Origin of the sequence: Collinsella sp. AM12-1 (assembly GCF_003472325.1) — a bacterium.
Classification (GTDB): domain Bacteria; phylum Actinomycetota; class Coriobacteriia; order Coriobacteriales; family Coriobacteriaceae; genus Collinsella.
This window is the reverse complement of sequence record NZ_QRLS01000001.1, coordinates 20,434-41,654: the sequence shown is the minus strand read 5'-3', so window position 1 is coordinate 41,654 and position 21,221 is coordinate 20,434. Positions and strand designations below refer to the sequence as shown.

The following is a 21,221-nucleotide window of genomic DNA, read 5'->3' as shown; positions in this document are numbered from 1 at the left end:
GGCAGAGCGCCTTTGTGGTGGTTTTCCAAGCGTCCCAACAGTCGATTGTTGGGACGCTTTTTTGTAGCGAGGAGATTTGCGGCCGGTAACATGCGATGCCATTCAAGTGTCGATGTATGAACATATCGGCACACGCTAGTTGTGCAGTAATTGACCAATTAGCTCATAACTAATATTTCCAGGTAGATATACTGCCATTCACGGCGCAATTTTGACCGTTCACAGATTGAGCGGGTTAAAACAAAGTGTTGTACAAACAATGATAAAGTGTCATTTATCTAGATTGGCTAACGAGTTTACCAGCGTCTTTCCGAAATTTAACCCTCGAAAAACAATGCATAGTTTGAATAATTGTCAAGAAGTTAAGGCAACGTAAAGCAAAACTGACATTGTTAGGCTTGCGTTATTTAAACAAAGAGTAATAATATGCATTTCGAGCGCGAGCAATTATAGGTTGCGCGCCCAAGTTTGATGGTGAAAGAGCAAGATCGCGGTCTCTTGGGGAGGAGACATCGATGAAAGCGAATTCGGATAAATCTAAGCAGAGTAATAAAGCGACGCGCCGTGTGCTGGCAGGCGTTTTGTGCGGAGCCTCCGTTTTGAGCCTGGTACTGTCGCTCGTCATGCCTCCGATCTCGCAGGCCATTGCCAACGATGCCCAGACGGTTTCTACCGAGGAAACTGTGATGGGGGGGGGTTCCTCAAGTGAGTCTACTGATGTAGGCAACACCAACAACGGGGATACCGAAAACCAGAATAGTGACGATGCTGCGGGCGACGACGAAATCCAGCAGGAGGAGCAGCCCAAGGACGAGTCGCAGGCAGAAGAAAATGAAGCGATCGACGATGGCGCTGGTTCGTCAGCCGAGGAGGCTGTGGCGAGCGAAGAGACAGCCACGGACATCAAGAATGCCGGTGACTTGCAGGGAAAGCTTCTAGGCGTTGAGGAAAATCAAACCGCCAGCTTTACGCTTGCGGCTGATATTGACTTTCCTGGTGAAATCACACTTAACAAAGGCGGCAGCAATATCACCCTTGACCTAAGTGGTCATAAGATTAAGCACTCGAGCGCCGACAAGCCGTTATTCAATGTTGCCGGTGGTGCGTCACTTACAATTAGGGATTCTGCACAGGTGGGTGAGACGGTCAGCGAGGGCCAGCAGCTAGCTGATCAGGGGCAGAGCCTGAATGCCGATAATTATGACAAGAATGCCGCCAATTATGGCAAGAATGCCGAACTGACTTACGATAACGATAACATTCCATCTAATCTTACCTACTACGTGACCGAATCGTCCCCGAGCGGAACAGGCACAACCGAGACACTTGTCAAACATGACGTTGAGATTAAAGGCGCCATCGTGGCGTGCGGCGGCAACGCAAATCTAAAGCTCATCAATCTATATAACAACAACGGCAAGGGCGGCACGTTTAACCTTGTGAGCGGCGTGATCACGCAAAAACAAGGCGGCAGCGTTAGCAGCTTGGTCTATGCCGAGAACGGCTCTACCGTCAACATGCGCGGCGGCTATGTGTGTGGAGCTTCTGGCTCGGGTGCGGGCGGCGGAATTGAAATACACGGTAATTCGACCCTCGAGGTTTCCGGTGGCGTAATTGCCGGCAACAGTGCTCCTAGTGGCGGTGGTGTGTATGCTAAAGACTCCACGGTTAACATAACTAATGGCGTAATCTCCGGCAACAGCACGCTTGCTACTGGTGTTGGTTTCGGCGGCGGCATCATGGCCGAAGGCGGCAGCGTTACTGTTTCTGGTGGCTACATTACTAACAATAAATATGCCAATTACTGTGGTAACGATGGTAATGGCGATCATGGCGGTGCTGGACTTGCCGCTAAAAACGGTACTCATGTCACCATTTCGGGCGGCCAGATCACGGGCAACTATTCTGAGGAAGCCGGCGGCGGCGTCTATGTGACCGACATCGAACACCAAGGGGCGAGCTCGCGCAAGACAATGGCATGGCTCAACATTACGGGGGGAACTATTGCCTCTAACGTGAGTTTTCGCTCTGAGGGTGCCGGCATTCGCGTGGGCCAGATGGTTGACGCGATGATAAAAGGAACGTCAAATTCAAATCCAGTCTATATCACTAATAACCACTGCATGTCTCGCTTTGACTGGGGTGGAGGCGGCATCTTCGTCCAGGGCGATTCTAAGGTCGCGTCTAATGCTGGTAGGCTATTTGTCTATAACTCCTATATAAGCAGCAATGAGGCCGGTGGCTACGGTGGCGGCGTTGCGGTTTGCCCGACGGGTAAGACTTTGGTGACAGGCACCGACGGCACGGCGATTTTCGGTAATACTTCTGCCGGAAATGAGCAAAACGCGAACGACTACGAATCCGTGAGTAATACAGGCAATAACGGCACCCCCCATCTTTCCGGCGGTGGTCACGGTAAGGACCAGGACTCCGACGCCTACAATGCCGAAGTGTTTCGCGAAAACGGCCACGCGGACTTCTTCCTTGCGGCGGAGGGTCATACGACTCCGATCGCGGCGGTGATTGGCAAAATGCTTGGCGGCGGCGATGCTAAGTATCGGGGAAGCTTAGAGCTTCAGAAAGCCATTACTGTCCCCGCTAACGGTGGCGTGCAGGTATATAACAGCATCGGCCTGAGTTCGAATGTTAAGGCTCAAGACCCCGAGGCGATCAATGCGCGAAAGGCTGCGCTAGAGGCGGGCGCGACGTTTATCACGGGCAATTATTCCTGGAACCATGGCGGCGGCATCATGTCGAACGGCGACCTGTACATGGGCGCGCCTGAGGACACGTATGTCTATCCGAGCCTCAAGCTCAAGGCGACCAAGAAGCTGGAAGGCCGCAAGCTCAATGATGGGGAGTTCTCCTTTACGGTGTATCGCAAGGATTCAGACGACCCTTTGGCTGGCACGACAGCTGGCACGACATTCAATCGCGACGTTTGCACCGAGGTTGGAACAGCAGCAAATGATGCAGAAGGCAGCATTACGTTTGACCTTGGTGAACAATTCGCATCGAGTGGCGCGGGTAACGAAATCACATACTACTTGGTCGAAGATCCCGGTGGTGATTCTGGCATCACGTACGACTCCAGCGTGTATAAGATTGTGGTGACGGCCGAAGATACCAAGACCTTGCTCATGTCTGTTCCGAGTAAAGAAAACTCAAGCCAACTGAAGGATCTTTACATCCATAACTACACGATTAAAAACGTCGGTGTAACCAAGTACGAATTCCGCGAGTCGTCTGGGAAGTGGGAGAACGTAAAAGCGAGGAGCAAGGTGCAGAAGAGTGGAGACTATTATCCAATTATCTGTGAGGGTGACTCCACGACTTTCACTAACAAGTTCACTCCGTACGACTCGAAGGGCTCCTGGACGCCTATGGCGACTAAGGTCGTTGAGGGTGGCGAGATGAAGGAGTTCACGCTCCAGCTTGCGACCGACACAGATTTTACGGATATCGTTAGCAGCAAGTCCACCACTGCCGACGGCGACAAGTCCCAGACCCTGAGCTTCGACAAGATTGATTACAAACTCGATCAACTCGACCAGCTCGCGTCTGGCCCCACTGGCCGTGGTGCTTCCAAGACCTTCACGTACTACGTGCGCGAGAAAGACGACGGTTCGCTGTTCTCGCACTATACGTACGACAAGTCGGTCTATCAGATTACGGTTAACGCGACTGACGACTCTAACCACCATATCGACGTCACTGCGACCTACAAGCAGATTCAGGATCGTGATGGCAATGAAGTGACCACTGACACGCCCCACGACCTCACCGGCAAGTCCACTCCCACCTTCACCAACACCTACTCCACCTCTTTGCCCCTTTCTGGTATGTCGGGCGTCACTCTGACGTACCTTGCCGGCGCGGCGGTGCTTTGCGCTGCTGCGGCCTGGATGCACATTCGTCGCAAGGCGAATGCGAAGGGAGGTGAGCGTCGTGAATAAGAAAGTTTGCTCCTTCCCGATCTTGTTTGCGCTGCTTGCCCTCCTGATCGGCATCTGCGCGGTTGTGTTCCCCGCATCCGCGCAGGCCGCGCCGACCTCGACCGGTTCCATCACGGTGAGCGGCGCCGTGGCGAGCAACTACGACGCCTACCAGATCTTTAGCGCCAACGTCGTCGACGGCGACGGCGACGCCAAGACCTTTACCGACCTCGCTTGGGCAAGCGACGCCGCGCGCGACGCTGTCCTGCCTGTGCTGCACAGCGCCGGCATGCCCGATTCCCAGACCACCGCGCAGGAAGCTGCCGAGTGGCTCAACACCGATTCCCACCTTACGAGCGCGCTGAGCGCACAGCTCGCTCGTTCCCTCCAGAGCTCTGGCGCCGTGCCCGTGGCCCTTAACGCGGGCACGGCGGCCGAGCTGCCCTGCGGCTACTGGCTCATCGTCGCCAGAGACGACGCCATCGCCCAGGGCGAGGCCGGCACCGCGCCGATCATGGCGCTGGTGGGCGGCAACGCCGTCACCGTCAAGCCCAAGGCCGCGACGCCCAAGGTCGCCAAGCACGTGCTGGAGGACAACACCGCCGCATGGCAGAAGGCCGCCGACGCCACGGTCGCCGACGACCTGTACTGGCGCCTCTCGGCCACGGTTCCCGCGGGCCTTTCCGCCTATGACACCTACGCGGTGCAGTTCGTCGACACCATGAGCGCGGGGCTCGACCCCTCCAAGGTGGCCGCGAGCATGCGTGTGTACGTGGCGGCGGGCGCGGATGGCACCTTCGACGCCGTCTCGAACGGTAAGGACGGGCGCGCCGGCACCGAGCCCGCGCAGGGCTGGACCGACATCACGGCCCAGTGCGCCACCAAGGTGGCGGCGGACGGGACCTTCACCGTGCGCACCGGCGACCTGATCGCCGCGCTCGGCGGGGCCGACGCCTTCGCCGCGGGCGCCCGCGTGGTCGCCGTGTACAACGCGCCGCTCAACAGCGCGTGCAACCGCGGCATCGCGAAGGGCAACCCCAACGAGGTCTATCTGCGCTACCCGCGCTCTCCCTTTGCCGACCAGTCCGGCGATGCCGGCTTCACCCGCACGCCGAGCGACGATGCGTGCGCCTACACTTGGGATCTCGCGCTCACCAAGCGCGGCAGCGACGGCGACAAGCCGCTTGCCGGGGCGGTCCTGAGCATCGCCGACGACCGCGGCCGCACGCTGGCGGCCGACGGCACGTGGGATGCGGAGGGCAAGGCCACCGTCACCACGGGCGAGGACGGCCGTGTGACCGTCTCGGGCGTGGACTCGGGCAAGCTGGAGGTCCGCGAGCTCAAGGCGCCCAAGGGCTACACCGCCTTTGAGGGCACGCGCTCCGTGACGGTCAAGGCTGAGGGCCTGGACGTCGACCAGGTGGCGGCCGCCAAGCCTAAGGTGACCGTATCGGCCGAAAGCCCTCTGCGAGTTGATGCCGCCGATGCCGGGAAGGGTTTAGTCGAGTTGTCGGTGCTTAACACCCCAAGTAACGAAGTGAGTCGAGGCTTTATGCCCTCGACGGGAGATAGAACGTTGGTGTTGGTAACGGCTTTGGCCGTCATCGGAGTAGTGGCTATTGTCGTCGCGCTCGTCATCAAGCGGGGAGGAGGTCGCCATGATAAATAATTGCCCCCCCCCTGCTCAATGGCGTACTGCCTCCGTAGCGATTAGAGCGCAGGGAAATGAGCCTGCTGACTTTTGGTGATGACGAGAATTAAAGCAACCTCCAAGAAAGAGGTCCCAACATGAAAACAACCAAGAACATCGCACGCCTGGCAGTAACCGCCGGCCTCACCGCAGCCCTGAGCTTCGGCGGCGTTATGGCGACAGTCACGATGGCGTTTGCTGCGGAGGGTGCTGCCCCCAGCTATTCGCTCACGATTAACAAGTCCGTGGACAATGACTCCACTTCGTTCAAGGCGTATCAGATTTTTAAGGCTGACGTTATTGACGGAAAGTCCGGTAAGGTTGCGTCCAACATTGAGTGGCCGAGTGATGACGCAGAGACTGCGGTCCTGAAGGTGCTTGTTGATAATAATGTCCCAGGGATTACCTTAGACTCGACCGCTTCTGACGTTGCCGACTACCTTTCCAAGATCACTGATACCACTGATACCACGAGTCTGCCGCAGAGCAGCATCCTTAACAAGATTGCCTTGGCTGTAGAGAAGAGTGTTACCGCTACGGGCGATTCCTTTGCCGCCGGTCGCGCTTTCACCACTACGAGCGCTGGCTACTACCTGTTCATGACCGATACCGACTCGCTCAGTGCGAATGAGAAGCAGACCGGTACCTCGCCGATCTTTGCAGTCGTGGGCGGCAACGCAGTGGTCGTTACCGAGAAGACGAGCATCCCGACCGTGACGAAGCAGGTCAAGGACGATGGTGCGGACAACGACTGGAAGTACAAGGCGGACTCCCAGATGGGTCAGACCGTTCAGTACAAGCTGACCGGCACGGTTGCAAGCAATGTCGACACGTTCAACACCTACTATTATGAGTTCCACGATGAGCTGTCTGCCGGTTTGACTGTTGATAAGTCCACTGTCAAGGCCGTGATTGGTGAGACTCAGATCACGCCTACTTCTGTGACCATGTCTGATCCCGATTCAAATGGCAGAACGGTCTTGAGCGTAAAGTTTGACGATCTTAAGGCTGCCGCCACGGCGGCCGGCGTCACTGTCGGCGAGCATACAAGGGTCGTTGTCACGTACAGCGCCAAGCTCGACCCGAATAAGTCCCAGCATGTCGTTGTCGGTGGCACGGGCAACTCCAACACCGTCAAGCTCATCTACTCCAACAACCCTGGCCACGATTCCCGGGGTGAGTCTGTGCCCGACACCGTGCGCGACTACACCTATGCGCTCAAGCTCGTCAAGAAGGACGCGACGGATGAGAATAAGATACTTAAGGGTGTAAAGTTCACCATCCGTGCCACTGATCCCGACGATATTGCATCCAAGGACATGTATGTCCAGGAGAATGGCTCCCTCGGTACTGAGGCTTCTGAGTTCACGACCACCGACTCCGGCGAGATTAACGTCAAGGGCCTCGATGCCGGCACCTACACCGTCAAGGAGACCCATACGCTCGCCGGCTATAACACCATCCCCGAGTTCACCTTCACCATCAAAGCCATTGGATTCAACCAAGCAGAGGGAGAGGGAGAAAACAAGATTACGGTCAAGACGAGCACCAGGGGTTCCAATTTGGTCGAGGTTGACACGACTAACACGGACAACGGTACTGCTGCCTTGATCGTCAAAAACAAGCAGGGTTCCGGCCTCCCGCTCACCGGCCTTAACGGCGTGACGTTCACTTGGATCGCTGGTGGCGCGGTGCTGTGCATCGGCGTGGCTCATCTCATCCGCAGCCGTAAGCAGGCTGAGGAGTCCGAGCAGGAGTAACGCTCGCTCACCCATCCCTTTGGCAGGTGGGATGTGATGGCCATGAGACTTGCGGACACTTTTCTCGTCCATCCACGTTCTTGCTTTGTCATTTTCTTTTCGGGGCAGACTCCGCACTGGATTCTGCCCCGTTTTTTGGGATAACGCAGCCAGCCTCCACCGTCCGATGCGGGTACGTTCGTCATCGCGTTTCTTGACTCGTATGAGGTTCGGTTTAAGGTCCGTAGGCGCACGCGCGGTGCGGACGGTGGACGGCATTTGCGCCGCAAGCGCAAATAAGAATGCCCGGGGGTCGGATCCCGGGCATTTAACAAAACCAGAAAACTAGGCCGCCCGCGCTCCCAAACATTTACGCGGGATGCGTCGTTTTCTATTGACATTGTATCCCGAATCGCCCAGCCGATCTGGGACATTTTGAAAACTCAAATGCTGGCTTATCCTCGACTGGACGGTGCAGTCTAGCTGCGTTGTTCGGCGCGGAAGCTCGCTAATCGGCTATTATTTGTTTAGACAACTTGAGTTGTAGAGGAGTGACCGGCGATGGTGCAGGGCGCCAAACATATGAAGGGCAATAACGCCGCGGACAACGGCGGCTCAAGCCCTCAGCCCAAACCTCAACCAAAGCCCAAGCGCCGTCGCAAGCGGCTGCCGCGCTGGGCCGATCGGCTCATCACCATCGTCATCATTCTTATTGGCGTGGGCCTTATGACCTGGCCGTGGATCTTGGACCGGCTCGAGGCCTCGGGCGTGTTCAACCAGATCAGCACCGTGTCCAGCACCGTGGACGCGCTGTCTGCCGAGGAGCGCGAGCGCATCCTGCTCCAGGCGCGCTCCTATAACGAGCAACTTGCCGGCGAGGCCACCGAGCTTCCCGCCGACCAGATCGAGCCCTACGCCCAGCAGCTCATCTTTGACCGCGACCCCATGATGAGCTGGGTCGAGATCCCCTCCATCGACGTGAGCATGCCCATCTACCATGGCACGAGCGAGGAGGTCCTCATGGCGGGTGTCGGCCACTTGGAGGGCACGAGCCTGCCGGTGGGCGGCACCTCGACGCATTGCGTGCTCACCGCGCACTCGGGTATGCGCAACCTGAGCATGTTCGACGACATCCACTCGCTGGAGCCCGGCGACCTGGTGCTGCTGCACACCATGAACAAGACGCTTGCCTACAAGATGGTGGACTCCGAGGTGGTGCTGCCCGAGGAGATGGAGTCGCTGACTATCGAGCCCGGCGCCGACAAGGTGACGCTCGTCACCTGCACGCCCTACGGCGTGAACGACCATCGCCTGCTGGTGCATTGCGTGCGCACCAAGTACAACAAGAAGGACGTCGACAAGCAAAAGTCGCTGGCCGGCCGTCACTGGGGCAAGCGCGAGTTTGCCGTGCTCATCGTGGTCGTAGCCATTGTGCTGTTGCTGCTGGATATCGTGATCCACGCGGTCCGCAAGCGCCGCAAGGCCAAGGCCTCGGCATAAGACATTCTCCAGAACCACCACAAAGGGGACAGGCACCTTTGTGGTGGTCGGGGCTTTCAAACCATCACAACATTCGATGAAAATCGCGATTTTGACGAAAAGCGTCGAATGTTGTGATGCTTTTCGTTGTGGTCGAGACGGTTTTCGCTATGGACGGTACGGTTTTCGCTACGGACGGCGCGGTTTTCGCTGCAGAATCGCCAGCCCGCAGCCTGCCAACCCGCCGCCCTCGTTACGTTTTCGCTGCATTTGGGTAAAGCGCCTGCTCCAAGCGGCGTTGCCTTGTATACTAGAGCGGTTTATCTGTTATGCGGAAGGGAGCGCCTATGGCACTCAGCGAGAAAGACGTGCGCGGCATCGCCGAGTACGCAAAGATCGCACTGACCGATGACGAGCTCACCCAGATGACGTCCTACATGAATGACGCCGTCCAGATGCTCGAGCCCGTCCTGCAATATGACTTGCCCGACGTGGAGCCCACGTTCCATCCCATCGGAAGCCTGTCCAACGTGATGGGCGACGACCTGCGCGAGCCCGAGCGCGACCTGCCGCTCGACGTCGCGCTCGAAAACGCCGGCAGCGCGCGTGAGCGCTACTTCCGCGTGCCGTCCATTTTGGGAGAGGGGGAGAGCGAATAATGGCGCTAAGCTTCGATTCCCTTACCGCCGCCCAGATCGCCGCGGGCGTTGCCGCCGGCGACTTTACCGCTACCGAGGTGGCCCAGGCCTCCCTTGCCGCCATCGAGGCGCGCGAGGGCGGGGTCCAGGCATTCCTGCAGGTGGCGCCCGAGCTTGCGCTCGAGGCCGCCGCGCGTGTGGATGCCGACCGTGCCGCCGGAAAGCCGCTGCCCCCGCTCGCGGGCGTGCCGCTGGCCATTAAGGACAACATGAACCTCGTGGGCACGCGCACCACCTGCGCTTCCCGCATGCTCGAGAACTACCAGAGCGTCTACACCGCCACCTGTGTCCAGCGCATGCTCGACGCCGGCTGCCTGCCCATGGGCAAGGCCAACATGGATGAGTTTGCCTTTGGCAGCTCCACCGAGAGCTCGGCGTTCCACCGCACCAACAACCCCTGGGATACCGAACGCGTGCCCGGCGGCTCCTCGGGCGGCTCCGCTGCCGCCGTCGCCGCGGGCGAGGTCGCGCTCTCGCTGGGCTCGGACACCGGCGGCTCCATTCGCCAGCCGGCGTCGCTGTGCGGCGTGGTGGGCTTTAAGCCCACGTATGGCGCCGTGAGCCGTTACGGCGTGGTTGCCTTTGGCTCGTCGCTCGACCAGGTGGGGCCCTTTGGCCGCACGGTCGAGGATGTCGCGCTGGCCATGAACGCGCTTACCGGTGCGGGCCACGATCCGTATGACTGCACCAGCCAGGACTGTGCCGTCGACTTTACCGAGCACCTCAACGACAGCATCGAGGGCAAGCGCGTGGGCATCATCCCCGCGTTTATGGAGGCCGAGGGCCTGACGCCCGAGGTCAAGGCCGCCGTTCAGCGCGCCGCCCAGGAGCTGCAGAACCAGGGTGCCGAGCTCGTGGAGGTCGACCTGCCGCACCTGGATGCCGCCATCGCCGCCTACTACGTCATCGGCCCGGCCGAGGCGTTCTCCAACCTGGCACGTTTCGACGGCATTCGCTACGGCTATCAGGAGGAGGGCTGCGCCAACATGTCCGACCAGAGCTCGCTTTCGCGTGCCCACGGTTTTGGCGCCGAGGCCAAGCGCCGTCAGATGCTCGGCGCCTACCTGCTGAGCTCGGGCGTGTACGACAAGTACTACTACGCTGCGCAAAAGGCCCGCACGCTCATCACGCGGGACTACGATGCCGCGTATGCCAAGGTGGACACCATCCTCATGCCCGCCTCGCCGCGCACGGCCTTTAAGTTTGGCGAGATCAGCGACCCCACGCAGATGTACCTCTCCGACCTGTACACCATCTCGCTCAACATTTGCGGCAACGGCGGTATCTCGGTGCCTCTGGGCCTGGGCGAGGACAGCAAGCTGCCCGTTTCTGCCCAGCTGGTTGGCCCGGCCTTTAAGGACCGTCAGCTGCTCACGTTTGCCCGCGCCCTTGAGCGCGGCTTTGCCGATGCCGCCACGGGTGCGCCCGCGCTTTCCGTCGCGCCCGATTTTGCCGGGAAGGGAGGCGAGCTGTAATGAAGGAGCTTTCCGAGGTCCTGCAGGATTGGGAGGCCGTGATCGGCCTGGAGATCCATACCGAGCTCACCGCACTCGATACCAAGATGTTCTGCAACTGCAAGCTTAGCCACGATGACGAGCCCAACGCCAACGTGTGCCCGGTGTGCCTGGGCCTGCCCGGTGCGCTGCCGGTGCCCAACAAGCGCGCCATCGAGAGCATCGTCAAGGCCGGTCTCGCCACCAACTGCGAGATCCAGCGCCACTCGATGTTCTACCGCAAGCACTACTTCTATCCCGATATGGCCAAGAACTTCCAGACTACGCAGGGTCCGGTCGCCTTTGCCATGTACGGTCACCTCGATCTGGATGTGACCGGTCGCGGTGCCGCCGAGCGCCCCGATTGCGCGTTTGGCGAGGCCGAGGCCCAGAGTCTGGCGAGCGCTTCGGCCAACGCCGAGGGCTTGTCCACGTCCATGACGTCGACCATGCGCGAGGGCAACCAGCGTGCCGGCCATCTGGCCAGCTACGATGCGTCCAACCTGCAGATGCCCGAGCGCCGCGAGGACGGTTCCTACACGGTGCCCATTCGCATCCTGCGCATCCACATGGAGGAGGACGCCGCCAAGATGGTGCACGTGGGCGGCGCCGAGGGCCGCATTACCGCCGCGGCCGAGTCGCTCGTCGACTACAACCGCTGCGGCACGCCGCTCATCGAGCTTGTAACTGAGCCCGACTTGCGTACGCCCGAGGAGGCTCGCCTGTTTATGGAGAAGCTCCGTCGCATCTTTGTGACGCTTGGCATTTCCGACTGCTCCATGGAGAAGGGTTCCATGCGCTGCGACGGCAACGTGTCGCTGCGCCGCCGCGGCGAGACCAAGCTGGGCACCAAGACCGAGCTCAAGAACCTCAACTCGTTTAAGAGCCTGCATGACGGCCTTGCCTACGAGATCTGCCGCCAGGCAGAGGTACTCGAGGAGGGCGGCATTATCTACCAGGAGACCCGCCACTGGGAGCCCAGCCGCAAGCGCACCGTGGTCATGCGTGTGAAGGAGACGGCCGACGACTATCGCCTGTTCCCCGATCCCGACCTGGCGCCGTTCGACCTGGACGACGAGTTTATCGATCGTTGCCGTGGCGAGATCCCCGAGCTGCCCGATGCCAAGCGCGCTCGTTTTGAGGCCGACTTTGGCATTAAGACGGCCGACGCCGAGCAGATTGCCGGCGACCCGGAGTTTGCCGAGTTCTTTGAGGCCGCCGCTGCCGGTATGGCTGGCAAGGAGGCCCAGACGGTCGCAAACCTGCTGGTCAACGAGATGATCGCCTACCTTAAGGGAGCGGGTGTGTCGCTCGCCGAGTCCGGCATCGCGCCGGCTCAGGTGACAGCTCTTGCCAAACTGCTGGCGACTGATGCAATCAGCTCCAACCAGGCGCACGAGGTCTTTGAGGCCATGGCCCAGACCGGCGACGATCCCAACAAGATCGTCGACGAGCGCGGCATGCGTCAGGTGAGCGATACCGGCGCGCTGCAGCCGATCGTGGACGAGGTGCTGGCGAACTGTGCCGATCAGGCGCAGCAGTATCGTGACGGCAACCAGAAGGTCATCGGCTTTTTGGTGGGCCAGTGCATGAAGGCGAGCCGCGGCAAGGGCAACCCGAAGCTCTTCAACGAGTTGCTGAGAACGTCGCTCTCGTAGCTGCGAGGCCGGGGAAGCCCCGAGTCGCCGGGGTATTTCCTCCAAATTTCAAACAGTCCTATGCAAGACGAAGGCCACATTTAGTGGCCTTCTTTGCATGCGGAACTCATTTGGAGCAAACACCCCGGCGACTCGGGGCTTCCCCGGCCAGACGACTCGGCCTTTCGGGTCAGGTGGGCTGAATGGAATTTGGTGAATGGGTGCGCCGTCGGCGCACCCATTTTTGTAGATGTGACAAAGGGACTTTCCCTTTGTCACACTGGCCCTCTGCCGTCTCTTTATTGATGCTGGGAACGCCAGGCGGTGGGGGTGGTGCCGGTGTGTTGCTTGAAGGCTTGGGCGAAGGCGGCCTGCTGAGGGTAGCCTAGACGCTCTGCCACCTGCGCTATCGTCAGCGAGCTGTCGGCCAAAAGGTCCTGTGCTCGCTCCATACGGCGTCTGCGGATGTAGGCGCCCAGGGACTCGCCAGTTTGGGCCTTAAAGGTGGCGCATAGCTTGGAGCGGCTTGTGTAGAGCCTCTCGGCCACTTCGTTGACACCCACACGCCTGCCTTTGTCGAGCGCGCACTCAATCATCGCCGTCGCTTCCTCGGCAATGGTCATGCTGGCGCGTGTGTCTGCCGCCTGCCGCGCCTGCTTGTGGGCCGCGCGCGAACAGGCGAGCTCCGCGACCATGGTCTCCACGATGCCTTGCATATAGACGTGTCCGCCTACGGCGCGAGCGCGGTCCTCGTTGATTCGACGTAGTGTGTGGCAGATGGCAGACGCTGCCTCCTCGTGCCATGACTCGGCAAACGCCTCAAAGACCCCCGCGAACTCGGCAGGATAGCAATGCTCCAGCTCGTCAAAATACCCGGGCAAAAAGAGCACCGAGCGTGAGTGATAGAGTTGCCCTGCAAACAGCGGGCTTAGCTCCTCGCCGCAGCTATCTTGGATAAAGCTGCAGACTGCGCTGTTCGGCCACGGCCCGCGCAGCGGCTTGAGGTTCGCAGGCGTTATGCCGGCTTCGGGCATACACATGAGCGTGGGCGCGCTGACCTCGCTCACGCACGCGTACGGTTCGGGCGTGTATTCGGCTAGGTGCATGTTGTGCATCGGGGTAATGAAATGCTCCATGACGATGCAGGTGGGGGAGAGGGGCATGATCCATGCGCGTCTGTGCGCCCGATCGTTTGCCACCTCACCGGTAAAGACGGCGCCCTTGCCGGAGAACTCCAAGCCAAACTGCTCAAACTGCGGTGCGTAGAGCTCGGTTATATCGGTTGCCGCCCGCCGCATTTTCAAAAGCGTCCCCTTCATTTGCGAAAACGTCCACGCCTGGCCCAATTGTGTGCCTTGGCTAACACGCCCATGATAAGTTTCTTACGGTTAACTCTCAAGCCGTTAGAAAGGAATCTCATGGCAAAGGGATCAAAAAAGGAAGGTGGCGGCATCGGCGAGCTGCTTGCATATGCCGGTGAACGTAAATTCCTAACGTATTTGGGCATGGCCCTCTCGGCGCTCTCGCAGCTGCTGAGCTTTGGCCCGTACGTGTGCATCTGGCTTGTTGCGCGAGATCTTATCGCCGTGGCGCCCAACTGGAGCGAGGCCGCCAATATCGCGATGTATGGTTGGTGGGCTGTGGGCTTTGCCCTGGCGAGCATTGTGGTCTATTTTGTGGGACTCATGTGCACGCACCTGTCCGCGTTTCGCTGCGCATCCAATATCCGCAAGACCACGAGTGAGCATCTGCTCAAGTTGCCGCTCGGCTACTTTGACACGCACGCCACCGGTGAGCTGCGCCGTATCGTAGACGGATGCGCTGCCTCCACCGAGACGCTGCTCGCACACATGCTGCCCGATATCGCCGGCGCCACCGCCATGGTCGTGGGCCTGCTCGTGCTGCTTTTCGCCCTCGATTGGCGTTTGGGTGTGGCATGCCTAATCTCGGTCGTCGTTTCGTTTTGCGCCATGGCCACCATGATGAGCGGCAAGGGCGCCGAGTTTATGAAGGCTTACATGGGCGCGCTGGTCAAGATGAACAAGACCGGCACCGAATACGTACGCGGCATCCCCGTGGTCAAGGTCTTCCAGCAGACGGTCTACTCCTTTAAGGCGTTTCACGATGCGATCGCCGAATACGCCGACATGGCGCAAAGCTATGCGGGCACGTTCTGCCGAGGCCCGCAGGTGCTCAACCTTACCGCGCTCAATGGCCTCGTGGCATTTCTTTTGCCCGTGGCGTTGCTGTTGGCGCCGGGCGAGACGGACTTCGCGCACTTTATGGTCAACTTCACGTTTTACGCGATCTTTTCGGCCGTGGTGCCGACGGCCATGACCAAGCTCATGTTTGTGGGCGAGGCGTCTCAGATGAGTGCCGATTCGCTGGCGCGCATCCGAAGCGTTATGGATTCCAAGCAGCTCTCCGTGCCTGCCCAGCCCAAGCACCCTATCGGCAGCGATGTGCGCTTTGAGGATGTAAGCTTTACCTACGAGGGTGCCGAAGCGCCTGCCGTCGATCATGTGAGCTTTAGCGTTCCCACAGGTAGCACCCTTGCGTTGGTTGGTCCCTCGGGCGGCGGTAAGTCAACCTGCGCAAGCCTGATCCCGCGTTTTTGGGATGTTTCCTCGGGTCGCGTGCTTGTGGGCGGCGTAGACGTTCGCGACATGGATCCGCACGAGCTCATGGACCAGGTCGCCTTTGTGTTTCAGACCAACCAACTGTTCCGGCAAACACTTGCCGATAACGTGCGCGCCTCCAAGCCTACGGCCACTGACGACGAAGTGCGTGCGGCCCTCTCCGCAGCTCAGTGCGACGACATTGTGGCCAAGCTCCCGCAGGGTATTAACACCATGCTCGGTGCTGGAGGGGCATATCTTTCGGGCGGCGAGGTACAGCGCGTGGCACTCGCCCGCGCGATCCTTAAAGACGCACCTATCGTGGTGCTCGATGAGGCCACAGCGTTTGCCGACCCCGAGAACGAGGCGCTCATCCAGCGTGCCTTTAGCAAACTGGCGGCGGGTCGCACAGTCATTATGATCGCGCACCGGCTTTCGACCGTGGTGGGGGCCGACAAGATCGTGGTGCTCAACCAAGGTAGCGTGCAGGAGACTGGCGCCCATGCCGAGCTGCTGTCCCAAAACGGTCTATACGCCAAGATGTGGGCCGAATACGAACAGGCCGCGAGCTGGAAGATCACTGCTGCCGCGGATGCCGCCGTCACGAAGGGAGGCGAGGCCTAAATGTTCGCCTCATTCCAAAAGAAGTATTTCCTATCCGATAAAGGCGTCGCCGGCGTAAAACGCGGCATTTTCTGGACCGCGCTCGCCAATCTCATTGCCATGGCCGGCATGGGCTTATTGTTCCTGGTCATGGCCGGTTTTGTCGAACATCTCGCCACCGGTGCCGACCTGCCGGATGCCCTGCCGATTGTGGGCGGCCTCCTGGTCTTTTTCGTGTTGCTCTTTGCCTCTAACTGGCAGCAGTATTACTACACCTACTGCATCTTTTACGAGGAGTGCGGCAAGCAGCGTATGGAGATTGCCGAGCGCTTGCGCAAGCTGCCGCTGTCGTTTTTTGGCCGTCGTGATCTGGCCGATTTAACCGAGACCATCATGGGCGACGTCCAGGCCATGGAGCACGCCTACAGCCACGTGCTGGGAGAGCTTTGGGGTGCCATCATCGCAAGCGCCATTGTGTTCGTGGCGTCGCTGTTCTTTTGCTGGCAGCTGGCGATCGCGGCGTTTTGGAGCGTGCCCGTGGCCTTTGCCGTGCTGTATCTGACACGCGGCCCCATGACCCCGGTGTTCGACCATGTGCGTGCCGAGAAGGTCAAGGTTACCGAGGCGATCCAGGAGACGCTCGACTGCGTGCGCGAGATCCGCGCCACCAACCAGGAGACTCATTATCTTGAGGGGCTCAACGCCGTGATCGATGCCGAGGAGCGCGAGACCACCAAGGGCGAGCTCGCCAATGGGCTTTTGGTCAACTCCGCCTTTGCCATCCTGCGCCTGGGGATTGCCACCACGTTGGTCACGGGCGCTGCGATGGTCGCCTCCGGCCAGGTCGACTTTTTGATGATGTTTGCCTTCCTGCTTATGGTGAGCCGCATCTATGCGCCCTTTGATCAGGCGCTGATGCTGATGTCCGAGCTGTTTGCCGCCGAGTCGTCGGCCAAGCGCATGCGTTCCATCATGGAAGAGCCCGTGGCGCGGGGCAGCGAGCAGTTTGAGCCCGTAGGCCACGATGTGGTGTTCGATCACGTGGCATTTGGCTATGGTGCGGGCGAGGACGGCCGCGCCGGCGAGAAAGTTCTTACCGATGTGAGCTTTACCGCCAAGGAAGGCGAGGTCACGGCACTGGTCGGTCCTTCGGGCTCCGGTAAGTCCACGGTGAGCCGCCTGGCCGCGCGCTTTTGGGACGCCACCGAAGGCACGGTCACCGTGGGCGGCGTGGATGTTGCGAGCGTGGATCCCGAGGCGCTGCTGCGCGACTACGCCATTGTGTTCCAAGACGTGCTGCTCTTTGACGACACGGTGATGGGAAACATCCGTCTTGGTCGTCGCGATGCCACCGATGAGAAAGTGCTTGCTGCCGCGCGTGCCGCCAACTGCGACGAGTTTGTGAGCCGCATGCCGCAGGGCTATGACACCATGATCGGCGAGAACGGCTCCAAGCTGTCCGGCGGTGAGCGCCAGCGCATCTCTATCGCCCGTGCGCTGCTCAAAGACGCGCCTATCGTGCTGTTGGACGAGGCGACGGCGAGCTTGGATGTGGAGAACGAGACCGTGGTTCAGCAGGCGCTCTCCCGTCTGCTTGCAGGTAAGACGGTTATCGTTATTGCCCACCGTATGCGCACGGTGGAAAATGCCGATAAGATCGTTGTACTCAAGGATGGTGTGGTTGCCGAGCAGGGCACTCCGGCGCAGCTCAAGGCGGCAGGTGGAGAATTCGCCCGCATGGTGGCGCTGCAAAAGGAAGCAGCTACCTGGCAGTTGTAAGAAGGGGCAAAGGGACAGTCCCTTTCTCACATTGACAATCGGTTACTCCGCATCGTTAATTTTCAAAAGGTTAGCCATGGCTGACCTAGATAGTTAGATAAAATTGAGATATTTCAAAAGCGTGCTCGAGCAAACTTGTTTACTCGGGTGCTGAAGCACCATGCCGCGTCCAATGCGGCAAAAAGGAGAAGCAACATGAAGAAGTCGACGTTCAATACCCTGCTTGTCGGTGGCGGTTTTCTGCTTGGCACGGCCGGCATCAAGCTGCTTACCAGCGCTCCGGTAAAGAGCGCCTGCGTGCAGGGTATCGCGTGCGGCATGCGCATCAAGAACGGTTACCAGGACATGGTCGAGCAGGCCAAGGCTAATGTCGACGACATGGTTGCCGAGGCTGCTTACATCACCCAGAGCGAGGCCGCTGCTGACGAGGCAGCCGAGTAACGCTCCCAGGCACAAACTATGAGATTCTCGATTATTAGCGAGATCCCCGGCAGGACCCGTCTTCAATTGGCGGGTCCTGTGCCAGAGAGCGATCTCGATGCACTTCTTAAGCTTGGCGGCGACATCGACGGCGTGCACAAGGTGCGCGTCTACGGCCGCATCGGCCAGATGGCACTCGAATACGACGAGTCGCGCCGCGATGCCGTGCTGGCCGCCGTCGGTGCGCTCGACGCTCAGGTCATCGCCGACGCAAAGACGGGTTACGTGATGCAGCTTGAGCCACGCAAGCACAAGCTCGTCATGGATCTTGCCACACTTATCGGCGCCCACTACGCGCGCCGCTGGTTCTTGCCGACGCCTCTGCGTGCTGTGTTTGTCGTGGCCGGTTACATGGCATTTTTGCGCGCCGCCCTCCGTGAGCTCGCGCAGCCGCGCCTGACCGTTCCCGTGCTCGATGCTTCGGCCATTGGTATCTCGTTTGTCAAACGCGACGTCGATACCGCCGGCCAGACGATGTTCCTGCTCAACGTGGGCGAATTGCTCGAGGACTACACGCGCGCCATGAGCGAAAACGAGCTCATCAACTCGCTGCTCGACGTGCCCGATAAGGCACAAAAAGTGGTCGGTGACACCGAGGTAAGCGTTGCCGCCACCGAGCTCGAGCCCGGCGACTTGGTAGCCGTGCGCACTGGCATGTCCATTTGCATCGACGGTGTTGTCGAGCAGGGGAGCGCTATGGTCAACCAAGCGACCCTGACCGGCGAGCCGCTGGCCGTCGAGCGTAGCGCAGGCGACGACGTGTTCGCCGGCACCGTCGTGGAAGACGGCAGCATCTTGGTGCGCGTGCGCGCCAATACGGCGCAAACCAAACTGCGCTCAATCGTCTCGCTCGTGCAGACGGCCGACTCGCTCAAGTCCGAGGGCCAGTCGCATATGGAGGACCTTGCCAACAAGATCGTCCCGTGGAACTTCTTGCTCGCGGGCCTGGTTGCGCTTACTACCCGCAGCCTCATCAAGACCTCGGCGGCACTGATGGTCGACTACTCGTGCGCACTCAAGCTCACGGGTTCCGTTGCCGTCATGACCGCTATGAGCGATGCTGCCAAGATGGGCGTCATGGTCAAGGGCGCGAAGTACTTTGAGTCGTTTGCCAAGGCCGACACCATTGTGTTTGACAAGACCGGCACGCTTACCGAGGCGCAGCCGCGTCTTGCCTGCGTGCTCACCACCGATGGCTGGAGCGAGGACGAGGTTCTGCGCCTTTCCGCTTGCTTGGAGGAGCATTTTCCGCATCCGGTGGCGCGTGCCGTGGTCAATGCGGCACGCGAGCGCGGGCTCGAGCACCGCGAGCGCCATGCTGCCGTCGAGTACATCGTGGCGCACGGCATCGCTTCGTCCATTGAAGGGCGTCGCGCGATTATCGGCTCGGCACACTTTGTGTTTGAGGACGAGAGCGCGCAGCTCGATTCCGACATTAAGGAGCGCATTGAGTCTCAGATGCAGGGCCTGTCACCGCTGTATCTGGCGGTCGATGGCAAGGTCGTCGGCGTGCTCGGTATCGAGGATCCGCTCAAGCCCGGCGTCCGTGAGGCCATCGCCGACCTACATGCGCTGGGCGTCAAGCATGTCGTTATGCTCACGGGCGATTCGGAGCGCACGGCCGAGCGCATTGCGCGCGAGGCGGGTGTCGACGAGTTTAAGGCCGAGCTGCTGCCCGAGGACAAGTACGCCTATGTGGAGCGCATTAAGGGTGAGGGGCGCCACGTTGCCATGGTGGGCGACGGCGTCAACGATTCGCCGGCACTCGGTTTGGCCGACGTGGGGCTGGCAATGGGTGGCGGAAGCGACATCGCCAAGGAGGTCGCCGATATTATCCTGACCGACACGGATCTGGCCGCGATCGTGCGTTTGCGCCGCATGAGCCAGGGCCTCATTGATCGTCTGACGAGCTCCTACTCTAAGGTGATGCTCACCAACTCGGCGCTGTTGGCATTGGGTATTACCGGCGCGATTACCCCGCAGACGTCGTCACTGCTGCACAACGGCTCGACGATTGCCTACAGCCTGAGCAACGCGAAGGCTTACCTGCGTTAGCGTTTTCGATTGAGTAAATGGCCTGCACCCTGACGACACCGCAGCCGCCAGGGTGCAGGCCTTCTTTTGTTTGACGAGATGTTAGCTCGGATATATGCTCGTGCTAGCAGAGCTAGCAATGCTGAAGGTGAGGTTGAGATGGCTACCGTTGGCAGCATGGCGCAGGTGAATGTTCGCGTAGATCGCTCGGTTAAAGAGCGCGCCGAGGAAGCGCTGCGGCTTTCGGGCGGGTCACTGCCCGAGCTCATCAAAAAGGTGGTGGCCAAGGTCGCGCAGGGTGGCGGGCAGTGCGAGGAAGTGCTTGCGGCCGTCGACGACCGGCGGCAGACCGTCGCGCCCGATACTCCGTTCGCCGCATCATGGGCGGCGGCAGATCAGCTTTACGCGGACCTGGGCATCGCTACGTCGCCCGTATCCGACGATCGCGGTTGGGAAACAATCTATTCCGAAGCCATGGACGAGCACTATCGCCAAAAGGGGATGATCCTGTGAGCGGGGCTCCCCTCAAAATAATGGTGGATGCCAACGTATGGGTTGATTCGTTTTGCGCCGACCATGCCGAGTCGCTTGCCGCACGCGCGTTTATTGGGCAGGCGACGGAGGCGGGGGCATTGCTGTTCTTTCCGGTGCATATCGCCAAGGACGTACTGTATGTTGTACAGCACGAACTGAAGCATAGCGTTCTTGCCAGCGGGGGAGCGCTCGATGAGGCATCTGCCCGCGCGATTGGCGATGCGGCGTTGGCGTTTGTTCGGAACATGACCGAAAACGCCACGGCCGTGGGTGCAGATGCGTCGGACCTTTGGCTGGCCGACAAATACTTAGCGCTCCATCGCGATTACGAGGACAACTTGGTACTCGCCGCATGCAAACGCGCCCAGGTTGATTACTTGGTGACCAACGATCGAAAACTGCTCGAACATGCCGATCTTGCAGCAAAGACACCTCGTCAAATGATGCCGATTCTTGCTTTGGCCAAACGCGGCGGCACGGCTATCGGTTGACGCGAGCTGTT

The 21,221-nt window shown here is 59.8% G+C and carries 14 protein-coding genes; 13 read left to right on the top strand and 1 reads right to left on the bottom strand.

Annotated elements, in window-relative coordinates; genetic code table 11:
- Positions 1–515 precede the first annotated feature (515 nt).
- The 7 genes from DW136_RS00155 (at position 516) to gatB (ending at position 12,692) form a co-directional block, all read left to right on the top strand.
- Positions 516–3,956, top strand: a complete 3,441-nt coding sequence (locus tag DW136_RS00155; protein ID WP_117717025.1) for a Spy0128 family protein — start codon at positions 516–518, stop codon at positions 3,954–3,956.
- The gene (locus tag DW136_RS00150; RefSeq protein ID WP_158556485.1) at positions 3,949–5,604 is read left to right on the top strand and encodes a SpaA isopeptide-forming pilin-related protein; all 1,656 of its coding nucleotides are present in this window, start codon (positions 3,949–3,951) and stop codon (positions 5,602–5,604) included. Before DW136_RS00155 ends, DW136_RS00150 begins: the two co-directional genes overlap by 8 nt.
- 119 nt (positions 5,605–5,723) lie before the next feature.
- A complete protein-coding gene (locus DW136_RS00145) occupies positions 5,724–7,385 on the top strand; it encodes an isopeptide-forming domain-containing fimbrial protein (protein ID WP_117583348.1) in 1,662 nt (553 codons plus the stop codon).
- Between the two features lie 561 nt (positions 7,386–7,946).
- On the top strand, positions 7,947–8,864 hold the full coding sequence (locus DW136_RS00140; protein WP_158556484.1) for a class C sortase: 918 nt from the start codon (positions 7,947–7,949) through the stop codon (positions 8,862–8,864).
- A 326-nt stretch (positions 8,865–9,190) separates the two neighbouring features.
- Complete coding sequence (gatC, locus tag DW136_RS00135; protein ID WP_117716772.1) at positions 9,191–9,502, top strand: Asp-tRNA(Asn)/Glu-tRNA(Gln) amidotransferase subunit GatC; 312 nt, start codon at positions 9,191–9,193, stop codon at positions 9,500–9,502.
- Complete coding sequence (gatA, locus tag DW136_RS00130) at positions 9,502–11,016, top strand: Asp-tRNA(Asn)/Glu-tRNA(Gln) amidotransferase subunit GatA (RefSeq protein WP_118288821.1); 1,515 nt, start codon at positions 9,502–9,504, stop codon at positions 11,014–11,016. The genes gatC and gatA overlap by 1 nt, the downstream gene beginning before the upstream one ends.
- Positions 11,016–12,692 (top strand): Asp-tRNA(Asn)/Glu-tRNA(Gln) amidotransferase subunit GatB, encoded by a 1,677-nt coding sequence (gatB, locus tag DW136_RS00125; protein WP_118288820.1) that lies wholly within the window; start codon positions 11,016–11,018, stop codon positions 12,690–12,692. Before gatA ends, gatB begins: the two co-directional genes overlap by 1 nt.
- Before the next feature lie 278 nt (positions 12,693–12,970).
- Here gatB and DW136_RS00120 read toward each other — a convergent pair whose 3' ends face one another.
- Positions 12,971–13,969, bottom strand: coding sequence for an AraC family transcriptional regulator (locus tag DW136_RS00120; RefSeq protein WP_233546509.1), 999 nt, complete (start codon positions 13,967–13,969; stop codon positions 12,971–12,973).
- Positions 13,970–14,089: 120 nt separating this feature from the next.
- Here DW136_RS00120 and DW136_RS00115 point away from each other — a divergent pair, with 120 nt between their 5' ends.
- From DW136_RS00115 to DW136_RS00095, 6 genes are all read left to right on the top strand, one after another.
- Positions 14,090–15,913, top strand: coding sequence for an ABC transporter ATP-binding protein (locus tag DW136_RS00115; protein ID WP_199580118.1), 1,824 nt, complete (start codon positions 14,090–14,092; stop codon positions 15,911–15,913).
- A complete protein-coding gene (locus tag DW136_RS00110; protein ID WP_118288818.1) occupies positions 15,914–17,671 on the top strand; it encodes an ABC transporter ATP-binding protein in 1,758 nt (585 codons plus the stop codon).
- A gap of 195 nt (positions 17,672–17,866) precedes the next feature.
- Positions 17,867–18,112, top strand: coding sequence for a DUF6110 family protein (locus DW136_RS00105; protein ID WP_117790234.1), 246 nt, complete (start codon positions 17,867–17,869; stop codon positions 18,110–18,112).
- A 78-nt stretch (positions 18,113–18,190) separates the two neighbouring features.
- The gene (locus tag DW136_RS00100) at positions 18,191–20,206 is read left to right on the top strand and encodes a heavy metal translocating P-type ATPase (RefSeq protein WP_233503792.1); all 2,016 of its coding nucleotides are present in this window, start codon (positions 18,191–18,193) and stop codon (positions 20,204–20,206) included.
- 138 nt (positions 20,207–20,344) lie between these two features.
- Entirely contained in the window at positions 20,345–20,698 is a 354-nt protein-coding gene (locus DW136_RS09930) for a hypothetical protein (protein ID WP_158556483.1), read from the top strand.
- Positions 20,695–21,210, top strand: a complete 516-nt coding sequence (locus DW136_RS00095; RefSeq protein WP_158556482.1) for a type II toxin-antitoxin system VapC family toxin — start codon at positions 20,695–20,697, stop codon at positions 21,208–21,210. The genes DW136_RS09930 and DW136_RS00095 overlap by 4 nt, the downstream gene beginning before the upstream one ends.
- The last annotated feature ends 11 nt before the right edge of the window (positions 21,211–21,221 follow it).